The 23,656-nt window shown below is 39.5% G+C and carries 27 protein-coding genes; 17 read left to right on the top strand and 10 right to left on the bottom strand.

Annotation, left to right across the window (positions count from 1 at the left end):
• Nucleotides 1-16 precede the first annotated feature (16 nt).
• The 8 genes from E6C50_RS11085 to E6C50_RS11050 all read left to right on the top strand — a co-directional run bounded on the left by E6C50_RS11085 (nucleotide 17) and on the right by E6C50_RS11050 (nucleotide 4,272).
• Nucleotides 17-628, top strand: coding sequence for a fumarylacetoacetate hydrolase family protein (locus E6C50_RS11085; RefSeq protein ID WP_136403297.1), 612 nt, complete (start codon nucleotides 17-19; stop codon nucleotides 626-628).
• On the top strand, nucleotides 628-972 hold the full coding sequence (locus E6C50_RS11080) for an Hpt domain-containing protein (protein ID WP_136403296.1): 345 nt from the start codon (nucleotides 628-630) through the stop codon (nucleotides 970-972). The genes E6C50_RS11085 and E6C50_RS11080 overlap by 1 nt, the downstream gene beginning before the upstream one ends.
• Nucleotides 973-1,038: 66 nt before the next feature.
• Complete coding sequence (locus E6C50_RS11075; RefSeq protein ID WP_136403295.1) at nucleotides 1,039-2,286, top strand: competence/damage-inducible protein A; 1,248 nt, start codon at nucleotides 1,039-1,041, stop codon at nucleotides 2,284-2,286.
• 79 nt (nucleotides 2,287-2,365) lie between these two features.
• Complete coding sequence (rpmB, locus tag E6C50_RS11070; protein ID WP_136403294.1) at nucleotides 2,366-2,602, top strand: 50S ribosomal protein L28; 237 nt, start codon at nucleotides 2,366-2,368, stop codon at nucleotides 2,600-2,602.
• Nucleotides 2,603-2,627: 25 nt separating this feature from the next.
• Nucleotides 2,628-2,810, top strand: a complete 183-nt coding sequence (gene rpmG / locus E6C50_RS11065) for a 50S ribosomal protein L33 (protein WP_008253902.1) — start codon at nucleotides 2,628-2,630, stop codon at nucleotides 2,808-2,810.
• Nucleotides 2,811-2,819: 9 nt separating this feature from the next.
• Complete coding sequence (locus E6C50_RS11060) at nucleotides 2,820-2,972, top strand: DUF4295 domain-containing protein (RefSeq protein WP_091308981.1); 153 nt, start codon at nucleotides 2,820-2,822, stop codon at nucleotides 2,970-2,972.
• Nucleotides 2,973-3,120: 148 nt separating this feature from the next.
• Complete coding sequence (gene ftsY / locus E6C50_RS11055; protein WP_136403293.1) at nucleotides 3,121-4,074, top strand: signal recognition particle-docking protein FtsY; 954 nt, start codon at nucleotides 3,121-3,123, stop codon at nucleotides 4,072-4,074.
• 6 nt (nucleotides 4,075-4,080) lie between these two features.
• Nucleotides 4,081-4,272 carry a hypothetical protein gene (locus E6C50_RS11050; RefSeq protein WP_136403292.1) on the top strand — a complete coding sequence of 64 codons (192 nt, stop codon included), beginning with the start codon at nucleotides 4,081-4,083 and terminating at the stop codon, nucleotides 4,270-4,272.
• Nucleotides 4,273-4,304: 32 nt separating this feature from the next.
• Here the strand turns inward: E6C50_RS11050 and E6C50_RS11045 are convergent.
• Together E6C50_RS11045 and E6C50_RS11040 are read right to left on the bottom strand one after the other, a co-directional pair.
• Nucleotides 4,305-5,530, bottom strand: a protein-coding gene (locus E6C50_RS11045; RefSeq protein ID WP_211089538.1) for an IS3 family transposase whose coding sequence is annotated in 2 segments (ribosomal slippage) — nucleotides 4,305-5,191 and nucleotides 5,191-5,530 — 1,227 coding nt in all. Because the reading frame shifts where the segments join, the coding sequence is not laid out codon by codon here.
• Between the two features lie 59 nt (nucleotides 5,531-5,589).
• A complete protein-coding gene (locus E6C50_RS11040) occupies nucleotides 5,590-6,681 on the bottom strand; it encodes a serine hydrolase domain-containing protein (RefSeq protein WP_136403291.1) in 1,092 nt (363 codons plus the stop codon).
• A gap of 120 nt (nucleotides 6,682-6,801) precedes the next feature.
• Between E6C50_RS11040 and E6C50_RS11035 the strand changes: the two genes are divergently transcribed.
• From E6C50_RS11035 to E6C50_RS11025, 3 genes are read left to right on the top strand one after another with little or no spacing between them, the layout of a single operon-like run.
• Complete coding sequence (locus E6C50_RS11035) at nucleotides 6,802-7,221, top strand: lipocalin-like domain-containing protein (protein ID WP_136403290.1); 420 nt, start codon at nucleotides 6,802-6,804, stop codon at nucleotides 7,219-7,221.
• Nucleotides 7,222-7,225: 4 nt separating this feature from the next.
• Nucleotides 7,226-7,522 (top strand): DUF721 domain-containing protein, encoded by a 297-nt coding sequence (locus tag E6C50_RS11030; protein WP_136403289.1) that lies wholly within the window; start codon nucleotides 7,226-7,228, stop codon nucleotides 7,520-7,522.
• Nucleotides 7,523-7,580: 58 nt separating this feature from the next.
• Nucleotides 7,581-8,177, top strand: coding sequence for a hypothetical protein (locus tag E6C50_RS11025; RefSeq protein ID WP_136403288.1), 597 nt, complete (start codon nucleotides 7,581-7,583; stop codon nucleotides 8,175-8,177).
• Between the two features lie 29 nt (nucleotides 8,178-8,206).
• On the opposite strand, the gene E6C50_RS11020 is transcribed toward E6C50_RS11025, so the two are convergent.
• From E6C50_RS11020 to bshC, 4 genes are all read right to left on the bottom strand, one after another.
• The gene (locus tag E6C50_RS11020; RefSeq protein WP_136403287.1) at nucleotides 8,207-10,132 is read right to left on the bottom strand and encodes an amidohydrolase; all 1,926 of its coding nucleotides are present in this window, start codon (nucleotides 10,130-10,132) and stop codon (nucleotides 8,207-8,209) included.
• A gap of 29 nt (nucleotides 10,133-10,161) precedes the next feature.
• Complete coding sequence (locus E6C50_RS11015) at nucleotides 10,162-11,595, bottom strand: hypothetical protein (protein ID WP_136403286.1); 1,434 nt, start codon at nucleotides 11,593-11,595, stop codon at nucleotides 10,162-10,164.
• A 281-nt stretch (nucleotides 11,596-11,876) separates the two neighbouring features.
• Nucleotides 11,877-12,296: a nucleoside-diphosphate kinase gene (locus tag E6C50_RS11010; protein ID WP_136403285.1), complete on the bottom strand. Its 420-nt coding sequence runs from the start codon at nucleotides 12,294-12,296 to the stop codon at nucleotides 11,877-11,879.
• A gap of 101 nt (nucleotides 12,297-12,397) precedes the next feature.
• Complete coding sequence (gene bshC / locus E6C50_RS11005; RefSeq protein WP_136403284.1) at nucleotides 12,398-13,987, bottom strand: bacillithiol biosynthesis cysteine-adding enzyme BshC; 1,590 nt, start codon at nucleotides 13,985-13,987, stop codon at nucleotides 12,398-12,400.
• A gap of 562 nt (nucleotides 13,988-14,549) precedes the next feature.
• Here bshC and E6C50_RS11000 point away from each other — a divergent pair.
• From E6C50_RS11000 to E6C50_RS10985, 4 genes are read left to right on the top strand one after another with little or no spacing between them, the layout of a single operon-like run.
• Nucleotides 14,550-15,941, top strand: coding sequence for an RtcB family protein (locus E6C50_RS11000; RefSeq protein WP_136403283.1), 1,392 nt, complete (start codon nucleotides 14,550-14,552; stop codon nucleotides 15,939-15,941).
• Between the two features lie 5 nt (nucleotides 15,942-15,946).
• The gene (locus tag E6C50_RS10995; RefSeq protein WP_136403282.1) at nucleotides 15,947-16,573 is read left to right on the top strand and encodes a hypothetical protein; all 627 of its coding nucleotides are present in this window, start codon (nucleotides 15,947-15,949) and stop codon (nucleotides 16,571-16,573) included.
• The gene (gene prfH / locus E6C50_RS10990) at nucleotides 16,552-17,241 is read left to right on the top strand and encodes a peptide chain release factor H (protein WP_136403281.1); all 690 of its coding nucleotides are present in this window, start codon (nucleotides 16,552-16,554) and stop codon (nucleotides 17,239-17,241) included. The genes E6C50_RS10995 and prfH overlap by 22 nt, the downstream gene beginning before the upstream one ends.
• Nucleotides 17,238-17,771, top strand: coding sequence for a hypothetical protein (locus E6C50_RS10985; protein WP_136403280.1), 534 nt, complete (start codon nucleotides 17,238-17,240; stop codon nucleotides 17,769-17,771). The genes prfH and E6C50_RS10985 overlap by 4 nt, the downstream gene beginning before the upstream one ends.
• Nucleotides 17,772-17,823: 52 nt before the next feature.
• Here E6C50_RS10985 and E6C50_RS10980 read toward each other — a convergent pair whose 3' ends face one another.
• Nucleotides 17,824-18,366, bottom strand: a complete 543-nt coding sequence (locus E6C50_RS10980) for a YceI family protein (RefSeq protein WP_136403279.1) — start codon at nucleotides 18,364-18,366, stop codon at nucleotides 17,824-17,826.
• Nucleotides 18,367-18,380: 14 nt separating this feature from the next.
• Entirely contained in the window at nucleotides 18,381-18,746 is a 366-nt protein-coding gene (locus E6C50_RS10975) for a hypothetical protein (RefSeq protein ID WP_136403278.1), read from the bottom strand.
• 89 nt (nucleotides 18,747-18,835) lie between these two features.
• Between E6C50_RS10975 and E6C50_RS10970 the strand changes: the two genes are divergently transcribed.
• Entirely contained in the window at nucleotides 18,836-19,231 is a 396-nt protein-coding gene (locus E6C50_RS10970; protein WP_136403277.1) for an OB-fold protein, read from the top strand.
• A 60-nt stretch (nucleotides 19,232-19,291) separates the two neighbouring features.
• Entirely contained in the window at nucleotides 19,292-20,170 is an 879-nt protein-coding gene (locus E6C50_RS10965) for a DUF5777 family beta-barrel protein (RefSeq protein WP_136403276.1), read from the top strand.
• A gap of 77 nt (nucleotides 20,171-20,247) precedes the next feature.
• Here the strand turns inward: E6C50_RS10965 and E6C50_RS10960 are convergent, their stop codons facing one another.
• Nucleotides 20,248-22,260 (bottom strand): FG-GAP-like repeat-containing protein, encoded by a 2,013-nt coding sequence (locus tag E6C50_RS10960; RefSeq protein ID WP_136403275.1) that lies wholly within the window; start codon nucleotides 22,258-22,260, stop codon nucleotides 20,248-20,250.
• 39 nt (nucleotides 22,261-22,299) lie between these two features.
• Nucleotides 22,300-23,421 carry a hypothetical protein gene (locus E6C50_RS10955; RefSeq protein ID WP_136403274.1) on the bottom strand — a complete coding sequence of 374 codons (1,122 nt, stop codon included), beginning with the start codon at nucleotides 23,419-23,421 and terminating at the stop codon, nucleotides 22,300-22,302.
• Nucleotides 23,422-23,656: the final 235 nt, after the last annotated feature.

Here is a 23,656-nt window from a genome sequence, read left to right as displayed (position 1 = left end):
CTACGCAGCGCTACTTATGAAGATTATCTGTATTGGCAGAAACTATACCGAGCATATCGCAGAATTGCAAAATGAACGCCCGGACGAACCGGTGATTTTCCTAAAACCGGATACCGCCATTTTACCAAAACAATTCCCGTTTGTAATCCCTGAATTTTCAAATGATGTACATCACGAAGTGGAGATTCTTGTAAAAATTAGTAAAGTCGGAAAGTATATCGAACCAAAATTCGCACATAAATATTATGACGAAATCGGACTTGGAATTGATTTTACGGCACGCGATGTGCAATCCCGGTTAAAAGAAAAGGGACTGCCGTGGGAAAAAGCAAAAGCATTCGATGGCTCGGCGGTTATCGGTGAATTTTTATCAAAAACTGAATTTAATTCACTGGAAAATATTACATTTGAATTAGCCAGTAACGGTCAGACGGTGCAAAAGGGAAATACAAGTCATATGCTTTGGAAAATCGATGAATTGATTGCGTATGTATCCCAATATTTTACACTTAAAACCGGGGATGTTATTTTTACAGGTACACCGGCCGGTGTGGCTAAGGTGAATCCGAATGATGTGCTGGAAGGATTTATAGAAGGAAAACAATTGTTTAGAATACAGGTAAAATAATGGCAATACATTATAACTTATCTAAAGTTTACGAGATTTCGGATAATGATGCCGAGTTTGCGCAACAAATTATCCAACTGTTTGTGTCGGAAATTCCTAATGAAATCCGACTCATAAAAGAAGGAATCGAAGAAAAAGACTTTGACAAAACCTACAGTGCTTCCCATAAGATAAAGCCAACGCTTGATCTGATGGGAATGGATCTGGCTTATGACGAAAACCTCCATATCATGGAGTGGACCAAATCACAAGGAAAAAAGAAAGAAATAAAAGAAGTATTCAAAAGTTTAAAAGAACATGTTGAGAATACTTTAAAAGAAATTAAAAAAGACTATAATCTATAGGCATCGTCCGGAAAAAGGCAAACCAGAACGAAATGGTTTGCCTTTGTTCTTTTACAGTTAAAAAAAATGAAAGCCAGTATTATTACCATCGGAGACGAAATCCTTATCGGTCAGATTGTGGATACCAATTCGTCCTTTATTGCCAAAACACTCGAAAAAATCGGAATTAAAGTGCATGAAATGCAATCCGTTTCTGACGATCGACAGCATATTCTGGATACGCTTTCGGAACAGGAAAGTAAAGTCGATGTGGTGATTATTACTGGTGGTTTAGGACCAACCAAAGACGATATTACCAAAAAGACACTTTGTGACTATTTCGAAGACGAATTGGTGGTCAATGAAGCAGTATTGGCTCATGTGGTGGAAATAATCGAAAAAGCGTTTAACCGACCGGCTTCACAGATCAATAAAGATCAGGCGTTGGTACCGTCCAAAAGTACTGTGCTTTTTAATAAAGTCGGAACCGCACCCGGAATGTGGATGGAACGTAACGGAACCGTTTTTATATCGCTACCGGGCGTTCCGTATGAAATGAAATACCTGATGGAAAACGAAGTGATTCCAAGGTTGATCACCCGTTTCGACAGGCCGTATATCGTTCATAAAACAATTCTTACCTACGGCGTTGGGGAGAGTCTTCTGGCGGAACGAATCGAAAGCTGGGAAAATGCACTTCCGGAATTTATTAAACTGGCCTATCTGCCAAGTCCGGGACGGGTTCGTCTGCGTCTTTCGGCTATGGGGATCGATGAGTTTGTATTGCATCGGGAAATTAAAATTCAGGTAGAAAAACTCGAATTGATCATCAAAAACGATATTGTCGGTTATGACGACGAGGAAACGTTGGAGGTTGTATTGGGACAATTGCTAACGGAAAAAGGACTAACTATCGGGACAGCCGAAAGTTGTACCGGGGGAAGTGTAGCGGCAACGATTACATCGGTTCCGGGTTCGTCGGCCTATTTTAAAGGCAGTATTGTAAGCTATGCAACCGAAACTAAAATAAACCTGCTGGGAATTCCACCGGAGATTATTGAAAAGCACTCGGTTGTAAGTACCGAAGTGGCCGAAGAAATGGCATCCCGTGTGCAAAAAATACTCGGTGTGGATTATGCGATTGCAACTACAGGAAATGCCGGTCCGGCCAAAGGAGATTCTGATGCCGGTGTCGGTACGGTTTTTATTGCGATTGCTACTCCTGAAGGGATTTGTAGTGAAGAATTTAACTTTGGTCAACCGCGCGAAAAGGTTATACACAGGGCGGTAAACAAAGCTCTGGAAAAAATTTATAAAGAAATTTTAAAAAACTAATCAAAATAGTTTGTGAAATAGGTTTCTTTTTTGTTACTTTGCACCCTGATTTTGAATAACGAATATAAAGATAAGTATAATGTCAAGAGTTTGTGAACTTACAGGTAAGAGAGCGATGGTAGGAAACAATGTTTCTCACGCTATGAATAAAACCAAAAGAAAATTTAGCGTTAACTTAGTTAAGAAACGTTTCTACATTCCTGAAGAAGACAGATGGGTTACTTTACGAGTATCTACTGCTGCTTTAAAAACAATTAATAAAAATGGTATTGCTGCGGTTTTGAAACAAGCCAAAGCTAACGGATTTGTAAAATAATCCCACCTAAATAATATAGATCAAGATGGCAAAGAAAGGTAATAGAATTCAGGTAATTTTAGAATGTACTGAGCATAAGACTTCTGGTGTTCCAGGAACTTCAAGATACATTACTACTAAAAACAAAAAAAATACTCCAGACAGATTAGAGATTAAAAAGTTCAATCCAATTTTGAAGAGAGTAACTGTTCATAAAGAAATTAAATAATCGTAAGTCATGGCAAAGAAAACCGTAGCAACTTTACAAACAGCTTCAAAAAGATTAACTAAGGCTATCAAGATGGTAAAATCACCTAAAACAGGTGCTTATACTTTCGTTGAGTCTGTAATGTCTCCTGAAGAAGTGGATGAATTCTTAAAAAAGAAATAATTCCAGTATACAATTTATAGAAAAGCTACTTTCGTATGGAAGTAGCTTTTTTATTTTTATATTTGTCGTAAGAATTGTAAGAAGGATCGTTTTTTCAGAACGATCTGATTTACGTTTCTGAATCGTAATTTAATTGTAAAATAACCGAATGAATTTCTTTAAAAAAATATTTTCATCAGAGAAAAAAGAAACCCTGGATAAAGGATTGGAAAAAACGAAAACATCGTTCTTTTCTAAACTGACCAAAGCCGTAGCCGGAAAATCAAAAGTAGATGATGAGGTTTTGGATAACCTGGAAGAAATCCTGGTTTCGTCTGATGTTGGGGTGAATACAACCCTGAAAATTATCGAAAGAATTGAAGCCCGTGTATCACGGGACAAATATCTTGGCACGGACGAATTAAATGGTATTCTACGCGAAGAAATCGCAGGACTGTTATCGGAAACCAATTCCGGTGAAGCCAGTGAATTTGAAATCCCGGTCAACAAAAAACCGTATGTCATCATGGTGGTGGGTGTGAATGGTGTTGGAAAAACAACAACTATCGGTAAACTGGCCTATCAGTTTAAAAAAGCCGGACATAAAGTGGTATTAGGTGCAGCGGATACATTTCGTGCAGCAGCTATTGACCAGCTTCAAATCTGGGCCGACCGTGTTGGGGTGCCTATCGTTAGACAACAAATGGGAAGCGATCCGGCATCGGTAGCTTTTGATACCTTACAATCGGCGGTTTCTCAAGGTGCTGACGTAGTGATCATCGATACAGCGGGCCGTTTACACAATAAAGTTGGTTTAATGAATGAGCTTACAAAAGTAAAACGCGTCATGCAAAAAGTACAGGAAGATGCGCCACACGACGTATTATTGGTGTTGGATGGTTCGACCGGACAAAATGCATTCGAGCAAGCCAAACAGTTTACAGCAGCTACAGAAGTTTCCTGTCTGGCAGTGACCAAACTTGACGGCACGGCTAAAGGTGGTGTGGTGATTGGAATTTCCGACCAGTTCCAGATTCCGGTAAAATATATCGGAGTAGGAGAAGGCATCGAAGATCTTCAGGTCTTCAATAAATTTGAATTTGTAGATTCCTTTTTTAAATAAAAGCTAATGAACTACCTAATCGCTTTTTTTAAAAACCTGTCACCGTTAAAAATGGTGATCATAAGTGTTGTTTTGGGAATTCTGGCTATCTTTTTAGAAAAACCGTTTCCCGGTATTTTTCTGGCATTGCGATTAACAAGTTTTGTATTGCTGATGGTAGCAATTATCAGGTACTTCAATAAAAATGAGTCGTCCTAAAATAGGTTGACATATTTTAGAATAAAAATATATTAACCAGTCAGGTTTTCTGGCTGGTTTTTTTGATGTATAAAGTTAGGTGTTTTCATTTTCAGACTCAAATGTGGTCTTTTATTATTATAGGTTTGTATTGCTGTTTTTATGAGTTTTTCTAATGTTTGTCCGTCTTTACATTTATAAATCAAAAATTCGTTTTTTAAAATTCCGTTTATTTTCTCAGCTAAGGCATTCTGATAACAATCATATCCGTCGGTCATAGAGGGCGTAATACCGTTTTTAGCTAATACTTCCTGATAAATTTTAGAACAATATTGTAATCCTCTATCGGAGTGATGTATCAGTGGTAATGTTGATTTTCTATTCTGTACAGCCATTTTTAATGCCTGTACCACATTTTCAGAACTCATATCATCACTGAGTTTGTATCCCATTATTTTTCTACTATAAGCATCAGTAACTAAAGATAGATAATGCGTTTTCTGATGTGATTTGATATAAGTAATATCACTAACGTATACCTGTTCGGGACGGTTAATTTCACATTCTTTCAAAAGATTTTCGTACTTGTGTAGCCAATGTTTAGAATAGGTGGTTTTAGTGTAACTCTTCATTGGTTTAACAAGTAACTTCTCCCTTCTTAGATAATCAAATAAAGCATCACGACCTATCTTTACACCCTGTTGATCAAATTGCTTCGAAAGTAGGTAATATAGTTTACGTGTTCCTATACGTGGCATTTCCAATCGCAAAGAAAGAACCAGATGCTTTACTTTGAGTAAGGTAGATTCCCGATGGAAGATTCTTTTTTGTTCCTGATATATAGCTTGTCTACTCATCCCAAACAATCGGCAACTTTTGGACAAACTTATTCCTGCTCCTTCCCGGAGTCGGAAGATGGTTTGGGAGAAAACTTTTTTCGGATCTGAGTCCCGTACTGACTATCAGAAATGTCGATCATCGTATTGAGAATCTTATTTCGAAGTTTCTCATCGGCCAGTTCTTTCTCTAATCGTTTAATAATTTGAGCCGGGGTTTCTTTAGATTTAGACATAAATAACAGATTTGGTTTACTCCAATCTAAGTTACCATATTTTCGAAGCCAAACCAAAACAGTACTTCTTCCCTGGATTCCATAAATAGATTGAGCCTGCCTATAAGTCATTTCACCTTGTTCAACTCGGGTAATTACAGCTAATTTAAAAGCCATGTTATAATCCTTTTGACTACGCTTAATAGCCTTGCTTTCTTTGTCTTTCATAATAAAGTCGATTTAGTGTCAACTTATTTCAGGACGAGACAAAAATAAAAATAAAGGCGTTATTCATATAACGCCTTTATTTTTTGCCAGAGTACTTCGTCAAAATCCGATAAAGCCATATTGCTGCTATCGGCGGCATCGCCCATACGAATGATCACCATTTTCTTACTCGGTATAATATAGATTTTCTGATCATTCTTACCCAATGCCATATACATATCCGATGGTGCCGAAGGGATTATACTACCGGAAAACTGATATTGACTTTGTGGTAAATGATAACTCGTTTTTCCGTTCAACCACCATAAATAACCATAGGCCAGATTGATATTCTGCGAGGTAGTTGTGGCTTCATTCCAGTAGCTTTCGTTTAGAATTTGCTGGTTATCCCATTTTCCTTTGTTTAGGATTAGCAACCCGAAACGCGCCATACTTCTGGAATTACTCGAATAAACGCTTAAACCGTCGGAGGTATTGGTCCATATACCATTCATTCCGATTTTATCCCGTAGCCGACTATTAAAATAATTAGAGAATGACGTTTGTGCTACAGTAGCGACTACATCCTGAAGTTTAACATAAACGTTATCGTATGCCCATCGGGAGCCGGCATCGGCCAGATAGGTCAAACAGGCTGGTGTGACACAATCGCCGTTACTGGCATCATCCAGCCCGGAAGTCATCGTCAATAGGTTTTTACACTTGATCAAATTTTCCTTCGCTAAAGGAGCGCTCGTCCATCCGTTACCAAGATAATCGGAAACTTTGTTGTTGATGTTGAGAAGGCCTTCCTGTTGCGCAATCCCGGTCATTGTCGAGGTTAAGGTTTTTCCGGCACTGGCCCAATACCAATAACTATTGGCGGTATGACCGTTAAAATAATTTTCCATAACAATCCTGCCATTTACAAGGATGATAAAGGACTTACTGTGTTTTTGCTCCAGATAATCCAGTAAAGGTTGTACGGCACTGTTGTTCCAGCCTAAATCGGAAATACTGCGGGTTTCCCAGGTGGTGGTCCCGGAACTAATCGGTGGAAAATACATGCTTTCCGTAGGTGTTACCGGAGTGGAACCGCTGGAAGTTTCGTTTTCGGAACTGCAACTGGCTATTGCTAAAAGGGTTATTAACGAGAGGAATATTCGTTTCATAAGGGATCGTATTTCTATTTGGACTATGCGTTTGTTAAATGGTTTAAAGCTACTGGTTTTTTTGTTCTAAAGTTTCGTTTGTCCCGTTTTAAAAGGTAAATTTGTAAAAATGTTTGTGCCATGAAAAAAATAATTGCGGTAGTACTGTTAAGCCTTACTTTTACGGCTTGTCATAAAAAAATCGATGATGCGGCGCTAGCCAAAATCAACGGATATTGGGAAATTGAAAAAGCCATTATGCCCGACGGAAGTAGTAAAGAGTATTCGATCAATCCGACTATCGATTATTTTGAAATCAAAGACAACAAAGGTTTTCGTAAAAAAGTAATGCCGCAACTGGATGGAACCTATCTGGTGAGCGAACTGGACGAAAAAGTGGCTGTGATCAAACAAGACGACCATGTTTACCTGAAGTATACTACGGCCTACGCCAAATGGAAGGAAGAATTGATCAAGATAACTGATGAAGAATTGGTGCTTAAAAACGAGCACGATATGGAATACCACTACAAAAAAGCGACTTCATTTTCTATAAAATAAAAGCATGGCAAAACGATTTAATGAAGAATCTCCGATATCCGATGTACTGAAGCAGTTTATTCAGGATCATAAATTACAAGCCGGAATGGACAAAATCGACGTTCGTGATGCCTGGAAAAACCTGATGGGTAACGGTGTGAATAATTATACGACGGAAATCATGCTAAAAGGTACTACGCTTTATGTGGCCTTGTCATCTGCTGTATTACGCGAAGAATTAAGCTATGGAAAAGAAAAGATCGTTAAGATGATCAACGAAGAATTGCGCCGGGATCTGGTTAAGGATATAGTGTTGCGGTAATGGTGTCGTTTAAATCTTGATTGTGTGTATGTTTAAACTTTTTGGACAATAATAAATAATGAAGGCACTTGCGAAAAAAATCTCATTGTTGAGTTTTGTATTACTTATGTTACCCTTTTTTCAAACCTGCTCCGATAAGAATATTATTCACAATAGACTTTTAAAAGGAGGACCTGCTTTGGAGACGGTTCCTTTATTGTCTGAACAAGGAATCAATATCAATGAAAACAAGGAACATCATTTGTCGTCCGATGAATTGTTTCTGCTAAAAGAACAAGCCATTGAAGCCTTTTTAAAAAAGAAAAGCGAATTGACCTACAATGGTTATGAAATGAGTTTTTTTAGTACTAATACTGTTACGAGTCGTTTTCGTCTTGAATACAGTTTCTTTACAATGGTGATATTGCTTTGCGGAATGCAAGCGTTTTCGTTGTTTAAAGAGCGATATTCACTATCGGTTATTTTCGGATTGATCAATATTGTTTTATCGGTAGGGTTATTTTTGCTACTATATTTTAGTGGAATTTTAGAAGATATCAATCAGATAAAATATGGTTATTATCTTTTTATGATACATCTTGTATTGTTACTATATATGTCTTTCGAGTTGAAAAAAAAGAAAATAGAATCAATAAAACATAAAAAAGCAGGATGAGAGTCCTGCTTTTCCATTTTTTAAAATTGTTATACCGTTTCGGGAACGACAATATCCGTGTTTTGATATACTTGTACGCCACCTTTCCAGGTTTCCAGAACCGGAACCTTACGCAGTTCTTTATAGTACGTTTTCATCGTTAGCGGATCCTGTTCCAGAATCACGAAATCGGCGAAATAACCATCCTGTAACGAACCGGTCCACTGCTCGGCATGACATTGCCATGCGGCATCATAGGTTACCGAAAGTAAAGCCTGTTCCGGAGTAAGGCATTCTTTTTCGTTTAATACTTTGTCCGGATAATCGTCTGGTGCGGCTTCCATCATACGCGTAATGGCTTGTTCCATCATACGTAACGGTCCGATCGGACTTACCGAATAATCGGTATGCAAGGAGATACGTAATCCGGCGTCAAGTGATGAACGACACAAATCCAGTTTTTCTACTTTTTCTTCAAAGATGGCCTCCTTAAATGGATAACCATAGTAACCTACATGTCCAATCAGGAAACTCGGAACGATACCAAGATCTTTCATTTGCTGGATCTGTGACTGTTCCAAAATAGAACAGTGCTCGATACGATGACGACGGTCTGCTACTTTTTTGGCTTTAAAAGCGGCATCGTACACTTCGATTGCAAATTTGACAGCCAAATCTCCATTAGCGTGGATCATTAAAGGCCATTCTTTTTCTGCTACAACCGTTTTTACAATGTCAAGATAGGTTTGCGTCGGCTCATCCGGATGCGGATGGTCTTTGTCTTCCGGGAAATTAAACACCCCAAGATTGTCGGCCGGATAGCAACAATACGGTTTCGACTGATAACCGGTTAATCCCTGATTCGAACCGTCGGAAATGATTTTAACACTACCCGAATATAGATCTTTATACTCTTTTATCGGCGTAAAAGTCGGTAGTTTTTTAGCATCATCCAATGTTAAACAGGTTTGGGCTACGCCAATACGGACTTTCTTTTGATGGAAATCCAGATATAATTTTAAGATAAGCTCTTGTACGGATGTCATTCCGGCATCATACATAAACGTAACGCCACGTTGAACAGCGGTGTCAAACAATTCTTCTAAATGTTTAAATGAACCGAGAGCAAATTCAGCTACCTGGCGAATCGGCATACATTTTAAAGCCGGTCCGATTTCTTCGGTTTCCTGTAATTGTCCGTTTGTGGTTTGCTGATAATTTTCGAAGGTCTTGTATTGATCGCGTATACTTTTATTAAGATCGAAAATAATACGGAGTGTCAACGAGTTTACATAGGCCGTATGCATCGAGGCACTCATGATAAATACCGGATAATCCGGTACGATGTTATCCAGAAATTGATAATCGAACGTAACCAATTTGTTTAAGGTTCCCGGCGTTTGACTTTTTTCAAAAGGCATAAAGGCCGGATCAAGATTGCAACCTAAAATCCAATAATTATTTTGATCCAGTTTTTCTTTGTTTTTAGGGTCTTTTTGATAGTCGTCCAGCTGCTTTTTTAACCATTGGATATTGTAGCCATCCTTTAAAAACTGACCGTTATAAGGGCTCAAATCCAACCAGCTTCCCAATATAGCAGAGGGTACCAAATGAACGTGTGGTTCGATTAGTCCCGGAAGTAAGGTGTGACCTTTGTCCAGTTTACGGGTTTTAAAAAGATGCCCCGTTTTGATCATAGCCTCTGTAACGTGTAGCAGGGAACCGGAAGCTACGACTTTCCCTTTGTGGAAACCGATAGCTTCTACTGTATGTGTTTTTCCGCCAATTAAAGGACGGATTATACCACCGTGAAACAATACCGATTCTTCCGTATGAGCGGTAAATGGGGTTTTATTCTCCGATAATTTTGTGATAATCTCCGAAGAAGAAAGTTCTTTTTCCAGAATCTTTAAAACCGGATTATTACAACCACAATGGGTGCATCCGTGGTGAATATGCTCGTGATCATGTATCATAGTATAGCGATTTAGGGATTACTATATGATTATTTATTAGCATTGATATTGCTCTGAATTGACCAGGCAAAATCTAATAATGTTTGATTGCGGAAACGACTCATGTCTTTCATATCGATATATTGATCAGCAGTGTAGACGCTTCCTGTAACCGATGCCAGAGCATGACAGCTCATACAGTTGGTTTGTACACCATATTGGTAATTTGGATTTAACTGGTTGTTGCTACCGGTAAATACGTTTGGACCAAAAGAACCTTCCAGATACGGGTTGAACGAGATGATGCTTCGTACGCCTTTGTTGGTTCCGCCGGTAATGGGCTGGTTGGGCCATACCATGGCATAGGAGGTTGATACAGCATAATTGGCCGCCGCACCTTTGATGATGCTCGGACGTAATTTAGCATTGAAAGCCGAACTTGGGAAAAATGGATTGTCGCGGTTATAGCTCCAGAAATAGGTTTGCCAGGTCCAGTTGCTGATTTCTTTGGTTCCAACGTGCATTGCTACCAATAGGATATAATCGCCGGCTTTGTATTTGCGTTTGTTGTTTTTCTGGTTGGCGTTCAGATAGGCAGCCATTCTCGCATCGACCTGATCGTTGATAAATTCGTTTAGATTACAACTCGCTGCTGCAATTTGAGCAGGTGTCGGATTGGAACCGGTAACCGGTACGATGGTTTTGTTTTTATCCTGTTTGTTGTTGGTGTCTACATAAACGTAGGTTTGCCAGTCTTTATAACCAAATGCTTTAGCTGGTTTTGGATCGCCTGGCCATACCGGTACGCGGATAAAACCGTTTGCATCAGCACCACCGGCAAAATAAGTAGGTTTGGTGGTAATACCGGCTGATGGAAATGGAGGAATGTTACCGATACCGTCTTTAACCTGGTATTTATTGAGTGTCGATTGGTTGAAAATAAGATTTTGTGTCGAATAACAGGCTGCCGCAGGATTGTAGGAAACTGTTTCGAAAACATTAGAAACCGTATCAAGTACCGCATTTCGTTTACCAAATAATTGCCCGTGGATTAACTGTTTGGGCACTTCCAGAGCACTGCGTTCTTTTTTGATTTGAAAGCATCCGCCTTCTTTGTTCCCGTCGGCGGCCATTTGCGCCAGTTCTTTTACGCTCATCCAGGTTTCAAATACCAATAGCGAATCACCGTTAAAAACCTGACCGGATTTGGAGGTTAAACCAGCCCAGATACCCCAGGCATGTTGGGCGATACTGGCCGAATCCTGTTTGTTAAGCCAACCGTAAATTGTGGTAGAGTCCTGTGGAAATTTAAAACCCGGCAAGTTTAAGTCGTCCGGGAATTCCTGCGGTTTAATAATGGGAGCGGCACCTAATAATCCGGCGTCCGGAGTGGTGTTTTTCTTGCAGGAAATGGCCAGACTGGTAGCCGTTAGTGCAACCAGAATACCAAATGAAATGGTCTTAAGGGGTAGTAGTCGTTTCATGTTTGTTTTAGATTTGGTTCGTATTTATATGCTGTTTTTGTTGAATTGCCTTATGTTAAATTAGAGTCAAATTGCAATTTTTTTCTGACGTTAAATTTGCAATTTGTGTCGAATTAGATTTGTGTTTAAGGCGTTTTGTAAAGTTAGTGGCTTGGTAAAACCTATAATAGCGTATAATTACGCGTTTTTAAAATCAGATAGAAATACCGAAAAAGGAAAGGTACAGGTACAAAAAAAGCCGCTCCAAACGGAACGGCTTTTCGAAAATAATATATATATTATTAGAATTCTTCTCTTCCTGCAAAGTGGAAAGCGCTTTCGATAGCAGCATTCTCATCACTGTCAGATCCGTGAACAGCATTCTCCCCGATAGAAGTTGCATATTTTTTACGGATAGTTCCTTCTGCAGCATCAGCAGGGTTTGTAGCTCCGATTAAAGTACGGAAAGCTTCTACTGCGTTGTCTTTTTCAAGGATTGCAGCTACAATAGGACCTCTTGACATGAATTCTACCAATTCTCCATAGAATGGTCTTTCACTGTGAACAGCGTAGAATTTTTGAGCATCCGCTACTGTTAATTGTGTTAATTTCATCGATACGATTCTGAAACCAGCTTCAGTAATCATGTTAATAATTCCTCCGATGTGTCCTTTTTCAACAGCATCAGGCTTAATCATAGTGAATGTTCTATTCGTTGCCATTTTGTTTTGTTTAAATTTTTCGCAAAAATAGCATTTTTAAGCTGAATAATACGCTATCTTTTTTAGTGAAATTTTATTGGTATCGCAGAATTGTGATTTTTTTATACAATCAATACCGAAAAATCCTGCGTTAGCGGCTTTAGCTCGCAGTATAATTCGGTGAGTAAATTCGAGCCGTGTTCGAGATAAAATTCCGAAAAATTTGCCGTTCGTTCCTGAAGGCTCAGGTTGGGAAACAATTCATTTTGTAGTGCTATAATACGGCTCAATTGTTCCTGATGGTTGCGTTTTTCGGCTTTTAACAATCGTTTTTCAAGGTTGTCCAATCCTTTTAGCTGTTTCTTTTCCTGAGCAGCTACCGCACCTATAAAAGAAGCATCGGTTTGGGCAGCCATTTCTCGCAATTTGGAAAATTGTTGTTCCAAATGGGTTTTCTGTTCCGAAAAGTCCAGCGTAAAGGCTGAAAGGGCTTTGGTTTTAGCATCGATCAGGTCGTGTTGCTTTTGAAACAAATCGGCCCAGGTTAGTCCTAATTGGTCTGCTTTGTGTGCCTGTTTAGGCGTCGCCAGAACGACAGAATTTCGCAATACCAACATCGGAAAAGGAACTTTCGAAGCTTCAAAAAAGGATTTTAATTCCAACCAGTAGGCTAATTCGCCTCCACCGCCAATATAGGCCAGATTGGGTAAAATTACTTCCTGATATAATGGACGCATGATCACATTGGGACTGAATTTTTCGGGGTAACGTTCCAGTTCATCCAGAATCTCTTCGGTGGTAAACCGACGTGAAGTTCCGTTGACGATGTAGCCACCGTTTTCGAAAACGATACGTTCCCGCAATCCGTCCTCAATATAAAAAAGGTTGATTTCTCTTGGATTAACCTGTATGTTGTAGGTTTTTAATAAAGCCGACGTTTCCGTTACTTTATGGAAAGCAACTTGTTCGAGCAATTCCCGTTTTACATACGGAATGAATTCCCGTTTTAACGCTTCAGAATCACCGTCGATGATCACTAATCCTTGTTCCCGAAACAATTCATTGGCCAGAAAACGCGTCGCATCAGCCAGATTCGAATGTTTCAGATAGGAATTTTTAAATAACTGACGTAAATATTCGGCGTTATTGCCAATGCCAAGTTCTTTCGAAAAAACATCAAAAACACTATCCAGTCCTTCGGTCGAAAGACGTCCGACCGGACCCGAACTGTTTCGGTTCCATTTTATTTTTTTATTTCTGAAATTAAAATAATTGATCTCTTCAAAATCGTGATCTTCTGTCGCCATCCAATATACCGGTACGAAATGATTTGTCGGATAAGCGGCTTTTAATTCGTTAGCCAGATTGATGGCTGATACAATTTTATATAAGAAATATAAAGGTCCTGTAAAAAGATTCAACTGGTGTCCGGTGGTTACGGTAAAAGTGTTCCCGTTTTTTAACAGGGCGATATTTTGAAGTGTCGCTTCTGAAGCAGCTGTCGAGGCATACTGTTTTTCCAAAACGGTTACCAGTGTATTTCTGTGAGTCGTACTAAAATGTGCCGCTTTTTCGTCAATTTGACTTCCGAAATTTTCCAGGGTGGGAAAACGATGGTATAAGGACTGTGTTTCTGTTTTTTTATCTAAATAATCGACAATTAAGCGGGAAAAATAATTGGATTCTTGATAGCTGATACAGTCAGTTGGCATAATAGGATATAATTATATATGTATGTTTTTTTTGAAAAATAAAGGTAGATATAATCGCTTTCGAATCTCCCAAGTTATTGTTAATTTTTTTTAATGTCAACCGATGGAGGCTTTGCTAATGGTTTGTTTCGGGTGATTTTTATCCAAAAAACTGAATTATCGTCTTGAAAATGAGTGTTTTTGAATTTTAAAATTAAAAATAGATTGAAATATTAGGAAATGTCAAAAACATTTTACAAAATTTGCAATGTGAAAAAATAATAACCTTTTAAAAACGAAGAAAAATGTTTGTATTACAATCATCTGCTATCAGTCTGACACCAAAATGTGGTGTAGCTGCTCTTCGTGGTTTTGTTCAGTCCTAGAAAATTACTTTCCAAGATAACAATGCCCGAAGACAACAAGTTTCGGGCTTTTTTGTATACTTTTTACTTTAAAGTTCCCGGTTTAGCCCTTTAATTTATCCGAATACGGATAAAATGTTTTGCAAAATAAATCAGTGACCCATTTGGATTACTGAGCACGTTGTTTTGCGTTCCAAAAAAAATCAAAGCATCAAACAATGGGAAATAAATTATCCGGGAAGGACCTGATCAAATTAGGCTTTCCTAAAAATAATAGCATCAATATTGCCTTGGGGCAAATTAACAGATATAGAAAAAGAGAGAAAAAAGAAGGTATTTTAACGGAAGCAAAAGAAGTATTGCTGTTTCCGGAAAAATTCAAAAATCACGGTACCTGGGGAAAAGTGGCCGAAGGATTGCTCAATCCGGTTCAGGTGCGAATGCAACAACTCAACACCACTCGTGCGCCGTTTTCAATTTTTGGTGAAAATGAAATTGATCAGCAGGCAAAGTTCCAGTTGTACGATGCGCTAAAGTTGCCCATTTCCGTAGCAGGCGCTTTGATGCCGGATGCGCATTCCGGTTATGGCTTGCCGATTGGTGGCGTACTGGCTACCGAAAATGCGGTGATTCCCTATGGTGTGGGTGTTGATATTGGTTGTCGGATGAGTTTGTCGATTTTCGATTTACCGGCTTCTTTTCTAAAAGGAAGGGACCAACAATTGGAAGCCATTTTGGCCGAGCATACCAAATTCGGAATGTATGAAACGCATCAGATCAAAGCCGATCATGAAATTTTTTACCGACCGGAGTTTAAGGATATCCCATTTGTAAAAGGCTTACTGGACAAGGCCTATAAGCAACTGGGAACGTCCGGTGGCGGAAACCATTTTGTGGAATTCGGAATTGTGAAAATCGATGCGCCGTTAGCAGAATGGAAATTGGTGCCCGGCGAATATTTTGCGGTGTTATCGCATAGCGGATCACGCGGATTGGGCGCCAATATCGCCAAGCAATATACCTATCTGGCGACAAAACAATGTCCGTTGCCTAAAAATGTGCAACAGTTGGCGTGGCTGGATCTGAATACGCATGACGGCCAGGAATACTGGATGGCGATGAATCTGGCCGGCGATTATGCTAAGGCGTGTCATGAGGATATTCACCGGCGTATTGCGAAGATATTGGGAAAAAGAGTGGTTGTGACCATTGAGAACCATCACAATTTTGCGTGGAAAGAGGTACATCACGGACGAGAATGCATTGTACATCGCAAAGGGGCGACTCCGGCAGCCGAAGGACAATTGGGGATTATTCCCGGTTCGATGACCGCTCCGGGGTATATCGTGATGGGGAAGGGAAATCCGGAAAGTCTAAATTCGGCGTCACATGGTGCCGGAAGAGTGTTTTCAAGAGCTAAATGTAAAACGATGTTTACGCAGAGTGACATCAAAAAAGAACTTAAAAAGCACGAAGTAAACCTGATTGGCGGTAATATCGATGAAGCACCAATGGCCTATAAGGATATTACTAAAGTGATGGCGAATCAACAGGAACTGGTTACCGTTTTAGGGACGTTTACGCCTAAAATTGTGCGAATGGATAAATAAGAATAATGATGAAACGATTTCAGGACGAAAATAAAAGAAGTCACCATTTTGCCAATGAATTTCAGGTAAAATGTCCGCAATGCGGGGCAAAAGCGACTATTAAAAGAGTGTTTTCCGAAAAGGATCAATACGAGCGTTATCCGATTGGGATTTTAAAATGCCCGGGTTGTTATCTCTATCTGGAAGAAAGTGCGATGATCAAATATAAAGCAACCGTAAATCAGTATTGTTGTAACAATGTTGAAAAAGTAAAATACGAGTCGCAGCTTTTGAATGAGAAACCGCAAAAAATAAAAGTAAAGTGCAAGAGTTGTAACCAGATAAAAGAATTTGTACCGAGAATTACCGAAGTACAGTTGTATTTTAAAACAGATGGGAATAATGCCAGAGAATGGTGTTTTAATACCGAATTATGGTATCAGAAAACTGTAAGGGGGAATGTGTTCTGGGCATATAATGAAGCACATATTGATTATTTGGAAGCGTATATCGCTGCAGGTTTGCGGGAGCGAAACAGTCAGTATAACGGTGGAAAAACACTGGTGGCGAGTCTTCCGAAGTTTGTAAAAGATGCCCGTAACCGGGATAAGCTATTAAAAGTGATTAAAGAATGGAAAAAATCATACAAATAACATCCGGAAGAGGTCCGGAAGAATGCACCTGGGTTGTAGCTCAGGTGCTTAAAAGAATAATGGAAGAGGCGCGATCGGAAGGACTCGAAGTACAGATACTACATAGGGAACCGGGACAGGAAAACGGAACGGTGGCTACAGCAACGCTTATTGTTAAAGGAAAGGATAGTGCAGTTTTTGTCGATTCCTGGATCGGAACGATACAATGGATTGGAACCAGTCAGTTTCGAAAAATGCACAAACGGAAAAACTGGTTTATCGGAATTTTTGAAATAGTACAATCTGCCGTACCGAAAATTTCGTATGTAGCTATAAAGTATCAGGCGATGCGAAGTTCCGGGGCCGGCGGACAAAATGTGAATAAAGTCAGCTCGGCTGTTCGGGCTACGCATATTCCAACGGGAATCAGCGTAGTGGCGATGGATAGCCGTTCGCAACATCAGAATAAAAAAACAGCAACCGAACGTCTTGTTCGAAAGCTGGAAGAAGCAACATTAGCATTACTAAAAAAGGAGGTCGATAAGAAATGGGAAAACCAACTGAATATTGTAAGAGGAAATCCCAAACGCGTGTTCAGTGGAACCGATTTTAAAAAACAAAACGTGGTGAAAAATTATAGTGCCACACGACAACAACTAAAGAATAACTTGAAAAACGACATCGAATGAAAACAGATAAATTAGATAAGTTTTTGTTTCAGGCTATGGATGCCTATCCGTCTTATCTGGAAGAAACCGTAGAATCATTGGGGTACGCTTTGTCGTATGACGCCAAAAATACCATGGCACTCTGCCTTTTAGGCAGGCTTCATGCCGAACAACTTTACGATTATGAAGGGGCGAAAACCTATTTCGAACAGGCATTGGCCGAAAATCTGCATGCTTTGGAAGTGTATCCGTATTTTATTGATACGCTCTTGCAAAACGAAGATTTTGATCAGGCTGAAAAATTAATCGATTTTGCACTAACCATTAAAGGTTGTAATAAAGCTGAAATCCTTTTAAAAAAAGTGAGCCTGTTGGAACGAAAAAGAGCTTTTACAGCTGCGAAAGAAGTGCTGAAAGAAGTAAAGTTTAACGCCTATAATTCGGATTTACATTATTATATTTCGGATACGGAAAAACGATTAAAAGAAAAAATCGAACTGTCTGAAGGTAAAAAAGAAAAGAAAGCGAAAGCAAAAAAGAAGAAAAAGTAATTGTAAAAAAGCTCCCTTTATGGGAGCTTTTTTTATGATTTTCGTCGGAAATTTATTTTAGCGTGCAGTCAAAGCTGACAGCTACATTTTTAGAAACTTTTTTGCTAACTACACTCGGAATGGCAATAGCAAAATCGTCTACTGTAACATTAAAATCAGCGTGGATGACAATGTCGTCGCCCACTTTTTTGATTTTAGCCGGAATAACAACATCTTTTGTTTTGCCATGTACTTCGAGTTTACCACGTAGGGTATAGTCTTTGGCCGCATCTGTTAGGGAACTCATTTTAAAATCATCTATTTTTCCTTTGAAGGTTGCTTTCGGATAACGATCACTCTCAATATAATTTTCATTGAAATGTTCTTCCATTAAAGCAATTTTAAAGCGAAAACTTTTAACCAGTACCAAACTGGCGATTTCACCCGTATCGGTGTTGAGTACAAATGTGGCATTACGGCTTTTGGCCTTTACTTCTTCAAAAGCGGGAACCGATGCTTCAAAGCTGATTTCTCCGGTTTTGGTGACCTTTTTATTTTGTGCCTGTAGCCCTGTAAAAGTACAGAGCATGGCGAGAAGGTATAGGATACGTTTCATGATTCAAGGGGTTATTATTCGACAAGACCGTTAGTGTTCCATTCGATTATTTTGTTGATTGTACTTTGCGGTAAACGCGTGCCACCCAATGGCATCATGCCATCTGCTCCCTGTGACCGGGATATTCTGTCAATCAGTCCTCGGTTTAAAACCGCGTTTTTTACATCGGCATACGTGGTTAACGACATTGGTGCTCCGTTGGACGGTACCGTTCCGTGACACGAGATACAGTTGTTGGTAATAATGCTTTTTACAGTGTTGGTATAGGTAACCGGTTCGGTAGTACTACTGTTATCGATAAGGTCGGAATCGGTATCGTTCGTACAACCGGTCAGTACTAATAAACCGAGTGAAAGGGTGAATAGGTAGCTTTTTTTCATTTTACTTTATTATATGGTTAAAGTTATGATTAAAATTTAATTTATAAAATGAATTATCGTTAATTTTACATTTATTAAATTGAAAATTTATGAAAAGAAAACGAATAGTGTTAATTTTGATTGTGGTGGTATTGCTGGGCTTTGCCGGTTATTCCTATCTGTACAAAGGGCATCGCGATATTGCCTCGGAAAAAGAGAGTTATCTCGTAACGGCCAATTCTATTTTTGATGAATTTAAAGTCGATGAGGCCAAAGCCAATCAGAAATATCTGGATAAAACAATAGAAGTCTATGGTAAAATCAGTAGTGTTGATCTGGAGGCCAATTCGGTTATCATTGATGAAAAACTATTTGCTGTGTTAAAAGATAAAATCAAAAACGGAGAGTTGATGGTTTTGTCCAACATCAAAGTGAAAGGCCGGTTTATTGGTTATGACGATTTACTGGGCGAACTTAAAATGGACCAATGTACCGTAGTGAAATAAGGGTAACCGATTTCCAATGACGATATTCAATTAAATAACGAATCCAATTAAACACCTTATATGAAAAAAAGTTTACTCTCTTTACTCTTGCTTCCTTTTTGCGCGTCGGCTCAAAATGACCTGTTGTCGGAAATCGACACGGTAAAAACAGATAACCGGGTGGAATCGGTATTTAAATCCTTAAAAATCGTGAACCTTGAATCGACAAAACTGGCCGCAAAAGGCGATTTCTATTTTATAGTGGCGCACCGTTTTGGATATGTCAAACATGGGTTTGAAGATTTTTTCGGAATGGATGATGCCAATACGCAAATCAAGTTTTCTTATGGAGTTACCAATTGGCTAACGGCTCATGTTTCCCGTAGTGGTTTTCAGAAAACCTACGAAATGGCGCTGAAATATCGGTTAATGGCACAGGAAAAAGAAGGATTCCCGGTAACGTTGGTCGGATTTAACAGTTTGGCAATCAATACTGAAATGAAAAAAGAAGATTTCCCAAACCTGAAATTTGATAACCGATTGAGTTATGTGACGCAATTATTGATTTCCAGAAAGTTTACCGAACGGCTTTCGCTGGAATTAGCACCAACCTATTTCCATGAAAATACGATCCGGGATATATTGGATGAAAATAATAATGTGATCACACCTAATCCGCAATCGAACGATCAGTTTGCTTTGGGGATGGGTGGACGTTATAAGCTAACCAAACGCTGGTCGGTTAATGTCGATTATGCCGCACATCTTAACCGGGCTAAAAATTCCGTGTTTACGAATCCGCTATCGGTTGGTGTCGATCTGGAAACCGGGGGACACGTTTTTCAAATGCATTTTACCAATTCCAGAGCAATGAATGAAGCAGGTTTTCTCGGACAAACTACAGGCGACTGGGGGAAAGGCGAGATATCTTTTGGATTTAACCTGGTTCGGGTATTTTAAAAGTAAAAACCTGTCGGTTATAATTTCCGACAGGCTTCCAATAAAGAAAAGGGCTGTTGTTGAACAGCCCTTATTTTTTAATTCTTGATGAATTTTGTACTGTGTTTTTCTCCGGTATTGCTTTCAATAGATAGGATATAGGTTCCTTTTGCTAAAGTACGAACATCAATCTGATTGGATTCGATAGCCGTTGTTAGGGCAATACGTCCTGTGATATCATAGAAAATCGCTTTGTCGGCAGTAGCACCTGTTGCGTCCAGCTGTATTTTGATAAAATCATGCGATGGATTTGGATAAACCACAAAAGAGTCTTTGCTGTGATCTCCGGTGCTAAGCAGTGTGTTTCCTTCTATAACTACAAGATGTTGGTTGGGATTGACATTGCTATAGGTGTCTACAATTCCTGAAGGCCATTTGATCACCACCTGAGTAATTTGTGTGGCCGTTCCCAGTCCGAAATGTACATTTAAAGAACTCATGTTTCTAAAACCGTCACCGCTACGAACATCGCGAATCTGTTTACCCCATGGTCCGCTGATTTCGACTCTGGCTCCGATTCCGTTTGCATTACTTTGGATTCCTTTTAAGGAAAGTTTTAACCACTTGTTGGAGTTGGCATTATTTAGGAAAACATTGTCTCCGTTTTGGATGTCAAGGAAACCGTCGTTGTTTAAATCTCCGATAGGTCCGTTGGTGATACCTCCTAACGGCTGACGCGTAAAGGTCATGTTGCCGTTGTTAAACAGGATTGTGTTACCGGGGCCGAAAATATCAATATAGCCATCGTTATTAAAATCGTGCGCTACATTTTCCTGTCCTAAATTGGTTAGTGACTGGATTCCGGAACCGGCCGTAACATCGGTGAAAGTTCCGTCACCATTATTGCGCATCAGTTTGTGCATACCGTTTGTATTGGAACTGGCACCTATAAAAACGTCCATATCGCCGTCATTGTCGAAATCGCCCCAGGCCGATGACCAGGTTTGAATTGGGTCGGATAAGCCGGCTTGTACACTTACATTGGTAAAAACACCATTTCCATCGTTGCGGTGTAATTCGTTAAGACTGGCAGAAATATTTCCGCCACGGCATTTGGCAATAAATAAATCCTGATCGCCATCATTATCATAATCAATCCAGATGGAACCGTAGTTTCCACCTTGTGGATGATCACCAAGTCCTCCCTGATGATAGGTCAGGTTGCTGTTGCCGTCGTTCATAAAATATACGTTTGGATTAACGTCATGACAAACAAAAATATCCAGATTTCCGTCGTTGTTGATGTCTACAAAATTGGTTCGCTGACAGAATATATATTGTGAAAAAGACTGAGCGGTATAAGCAGTACCATTGGTATTGGCCTTAATAAACGAAGCACCGCTTCCGCCTCCGAAAATCAGGTCGTTATACCCGTTTTTATCCAGGTCACCGGCTGCGATACTCCATGACGGTTGATTGTTCGCTCCGGTTAACGGAAAAGTGGTGCCGGTAAAACTTCCGTTTGAGGACTGATATAAAATGCGCATTTGGTTATTACCCACGCCTACAATATCGTCAAGATAGTCACCGTTCATGTCGACTACACAATTTTTATAGGTAAAACCGGTAAGCGGTTGGGGCATTTGTGAAAAACTGATTAAATTGGTTCCCGGTGTTGCTTGTGATAAGAGAAAATCAAAACCGATACTGTCCCATCTGTTATCAAAAACAATGAAATAAGTGTTGCCTTGTACCGCTTCGAAAACAACGGTTGAGGTATTCGCGCTACCGCTATCATCATCACTGGTTACACAAATCATCGAATTACAGGTGCCTTTATAAACGTTAATACGGGTGTCACGACCTACGCTGCCCGGTAAATCGGTGGTTACCGTTACCGAATAATTAGCGGTAGGAGTATAGGAATACCATTCACAGGCTGTACCAAAAATCGGATTTCCCGGTAAACATTGTATAGAAGGGAGGTTGGTACCGGAAATAAACGGTACGGAATATTGCCCGGGACCGATTGTCTGGGCATTATTACAAGTGGTTTGGGCATGTAGGTTTACATATCCCAACAATAAAAGCAATAAGGTAATTTTTTTCATGTCGTTTTGGTTTTTTGGTTATTATATTAGATTTAGAGGTTAAGGGCAGGTTGGATTGAGCGAACTAATCCATTGTTCGATCATCTGTACGGCTTCTTCGTGTGCCATGGTACGGCCTAGTAACGGCATACGATTGGCCTCGTCGGTCGATTGTAATCGGAAGTGTAGCATTGAACGCTGAAACTTACCGCGGCTTACAATATGTGTCAGATCATTGTCGATAAATTCCTGTGGCTCGACACAAATCCCCAGATTGACCGGATTCGAGGTTTCACTAAAGGCAAAACGCATCGGACGGTAATCGCAATGACTGTTTTCAGAATGACAGTGTGCACAATTGATATCGAGATAGGAACGTACACGTAGTTCCAGTGGTTTCGAAGTGTCTTGCCAGTTGATGGTACTGGTAATGTTGGCCGGATAACCGGATTGAAGCATTCCGCGTTCCATCCATTTTGTTAACTGATTTTTAGCACCATCGGTATAGTTGTAAACAATGTTGAGGTTTTGCGGTTTAGGTCCTATCGGAATCGCTTTTTCATCTTTTTTATGACAGGTAAGGCATTCTACTGATGAAGGAATTCGGTAATTGGTTGACTTGGTCTGACCGTTTTCCGTCCAGGTTAGCGAACGGTAACTGCCGTTCATGTCAAGGACGGCTTCTGTTTGTGAGTCGTTCCAGATATAATTGGCGAAAACCCACTGATCGACACCGTCACTATCGACACCTTTTTTGATCATTAATCGGGTTTCAATGATCTGTGTTTTATTTTCCGGTTGAACATTATCGTAATAAAAAGTTTTGATCAAAACTGTCCCAATCGGGAAGGTTACTACTTTTCCATCGCCGTTATATACAGCTTTGGTGTTTTCCGGCATCCATACAAAACGTTTTTTATGCGCATAATCGGTAAAAAGCCCGCTGGCAATTTCATAGGGTAATACCCGATCGTTTGGGGTGTTGTTTTTTAGAGTACCGGTAAAAAAATGGTAGTCCGAAAGTTTGGGATAGGGAATCTGAGCCAGATTAACCGAAACAGGTGTGCCGGTTGGAGTGGATGGGGTAACTTCTGTGTATTCACTGTTATCGGATTGACAGGAAAGTAGTGCAAAAGGTGCTAGTGCTAGTAGTAGTGTGCGTAAAAAGTAGTTTTTTTTCATGTGATTGTTACTCAAATGTTTATGTTTTGTATAACAAATATAATAGAATTAGCTAATTGATTTTTAATTAACAATAATTTTAAAGAATATTATTTTTTTTGTTAAAAATATTTATTATTAATCTGTTGTAGTGATTTGTTTATGGGATGTTTGTTTTTTGTCCGGTTTGCTCATATTGGCTCCAATAGTGTTATGGAATAATAATATGACTTAAAGAGGTATTCGCTTTTTGTCC

This window comes from Flavobacterium supellecticarium (genome assembly GCF_004801375.1).
Taxonomy (GTDB): Bacteria; Bacteroidota; Bacteroidia; order Flavobacteriales; family Flavobacteriaceae; genus Flavobacterium; species Flavobacterium supellecticarium.
The sequence above is the reverse complement of the archived record's forward strand: the minus strand, read 5'-3'. Positions and strand labels throughout refer to the sequence as shown.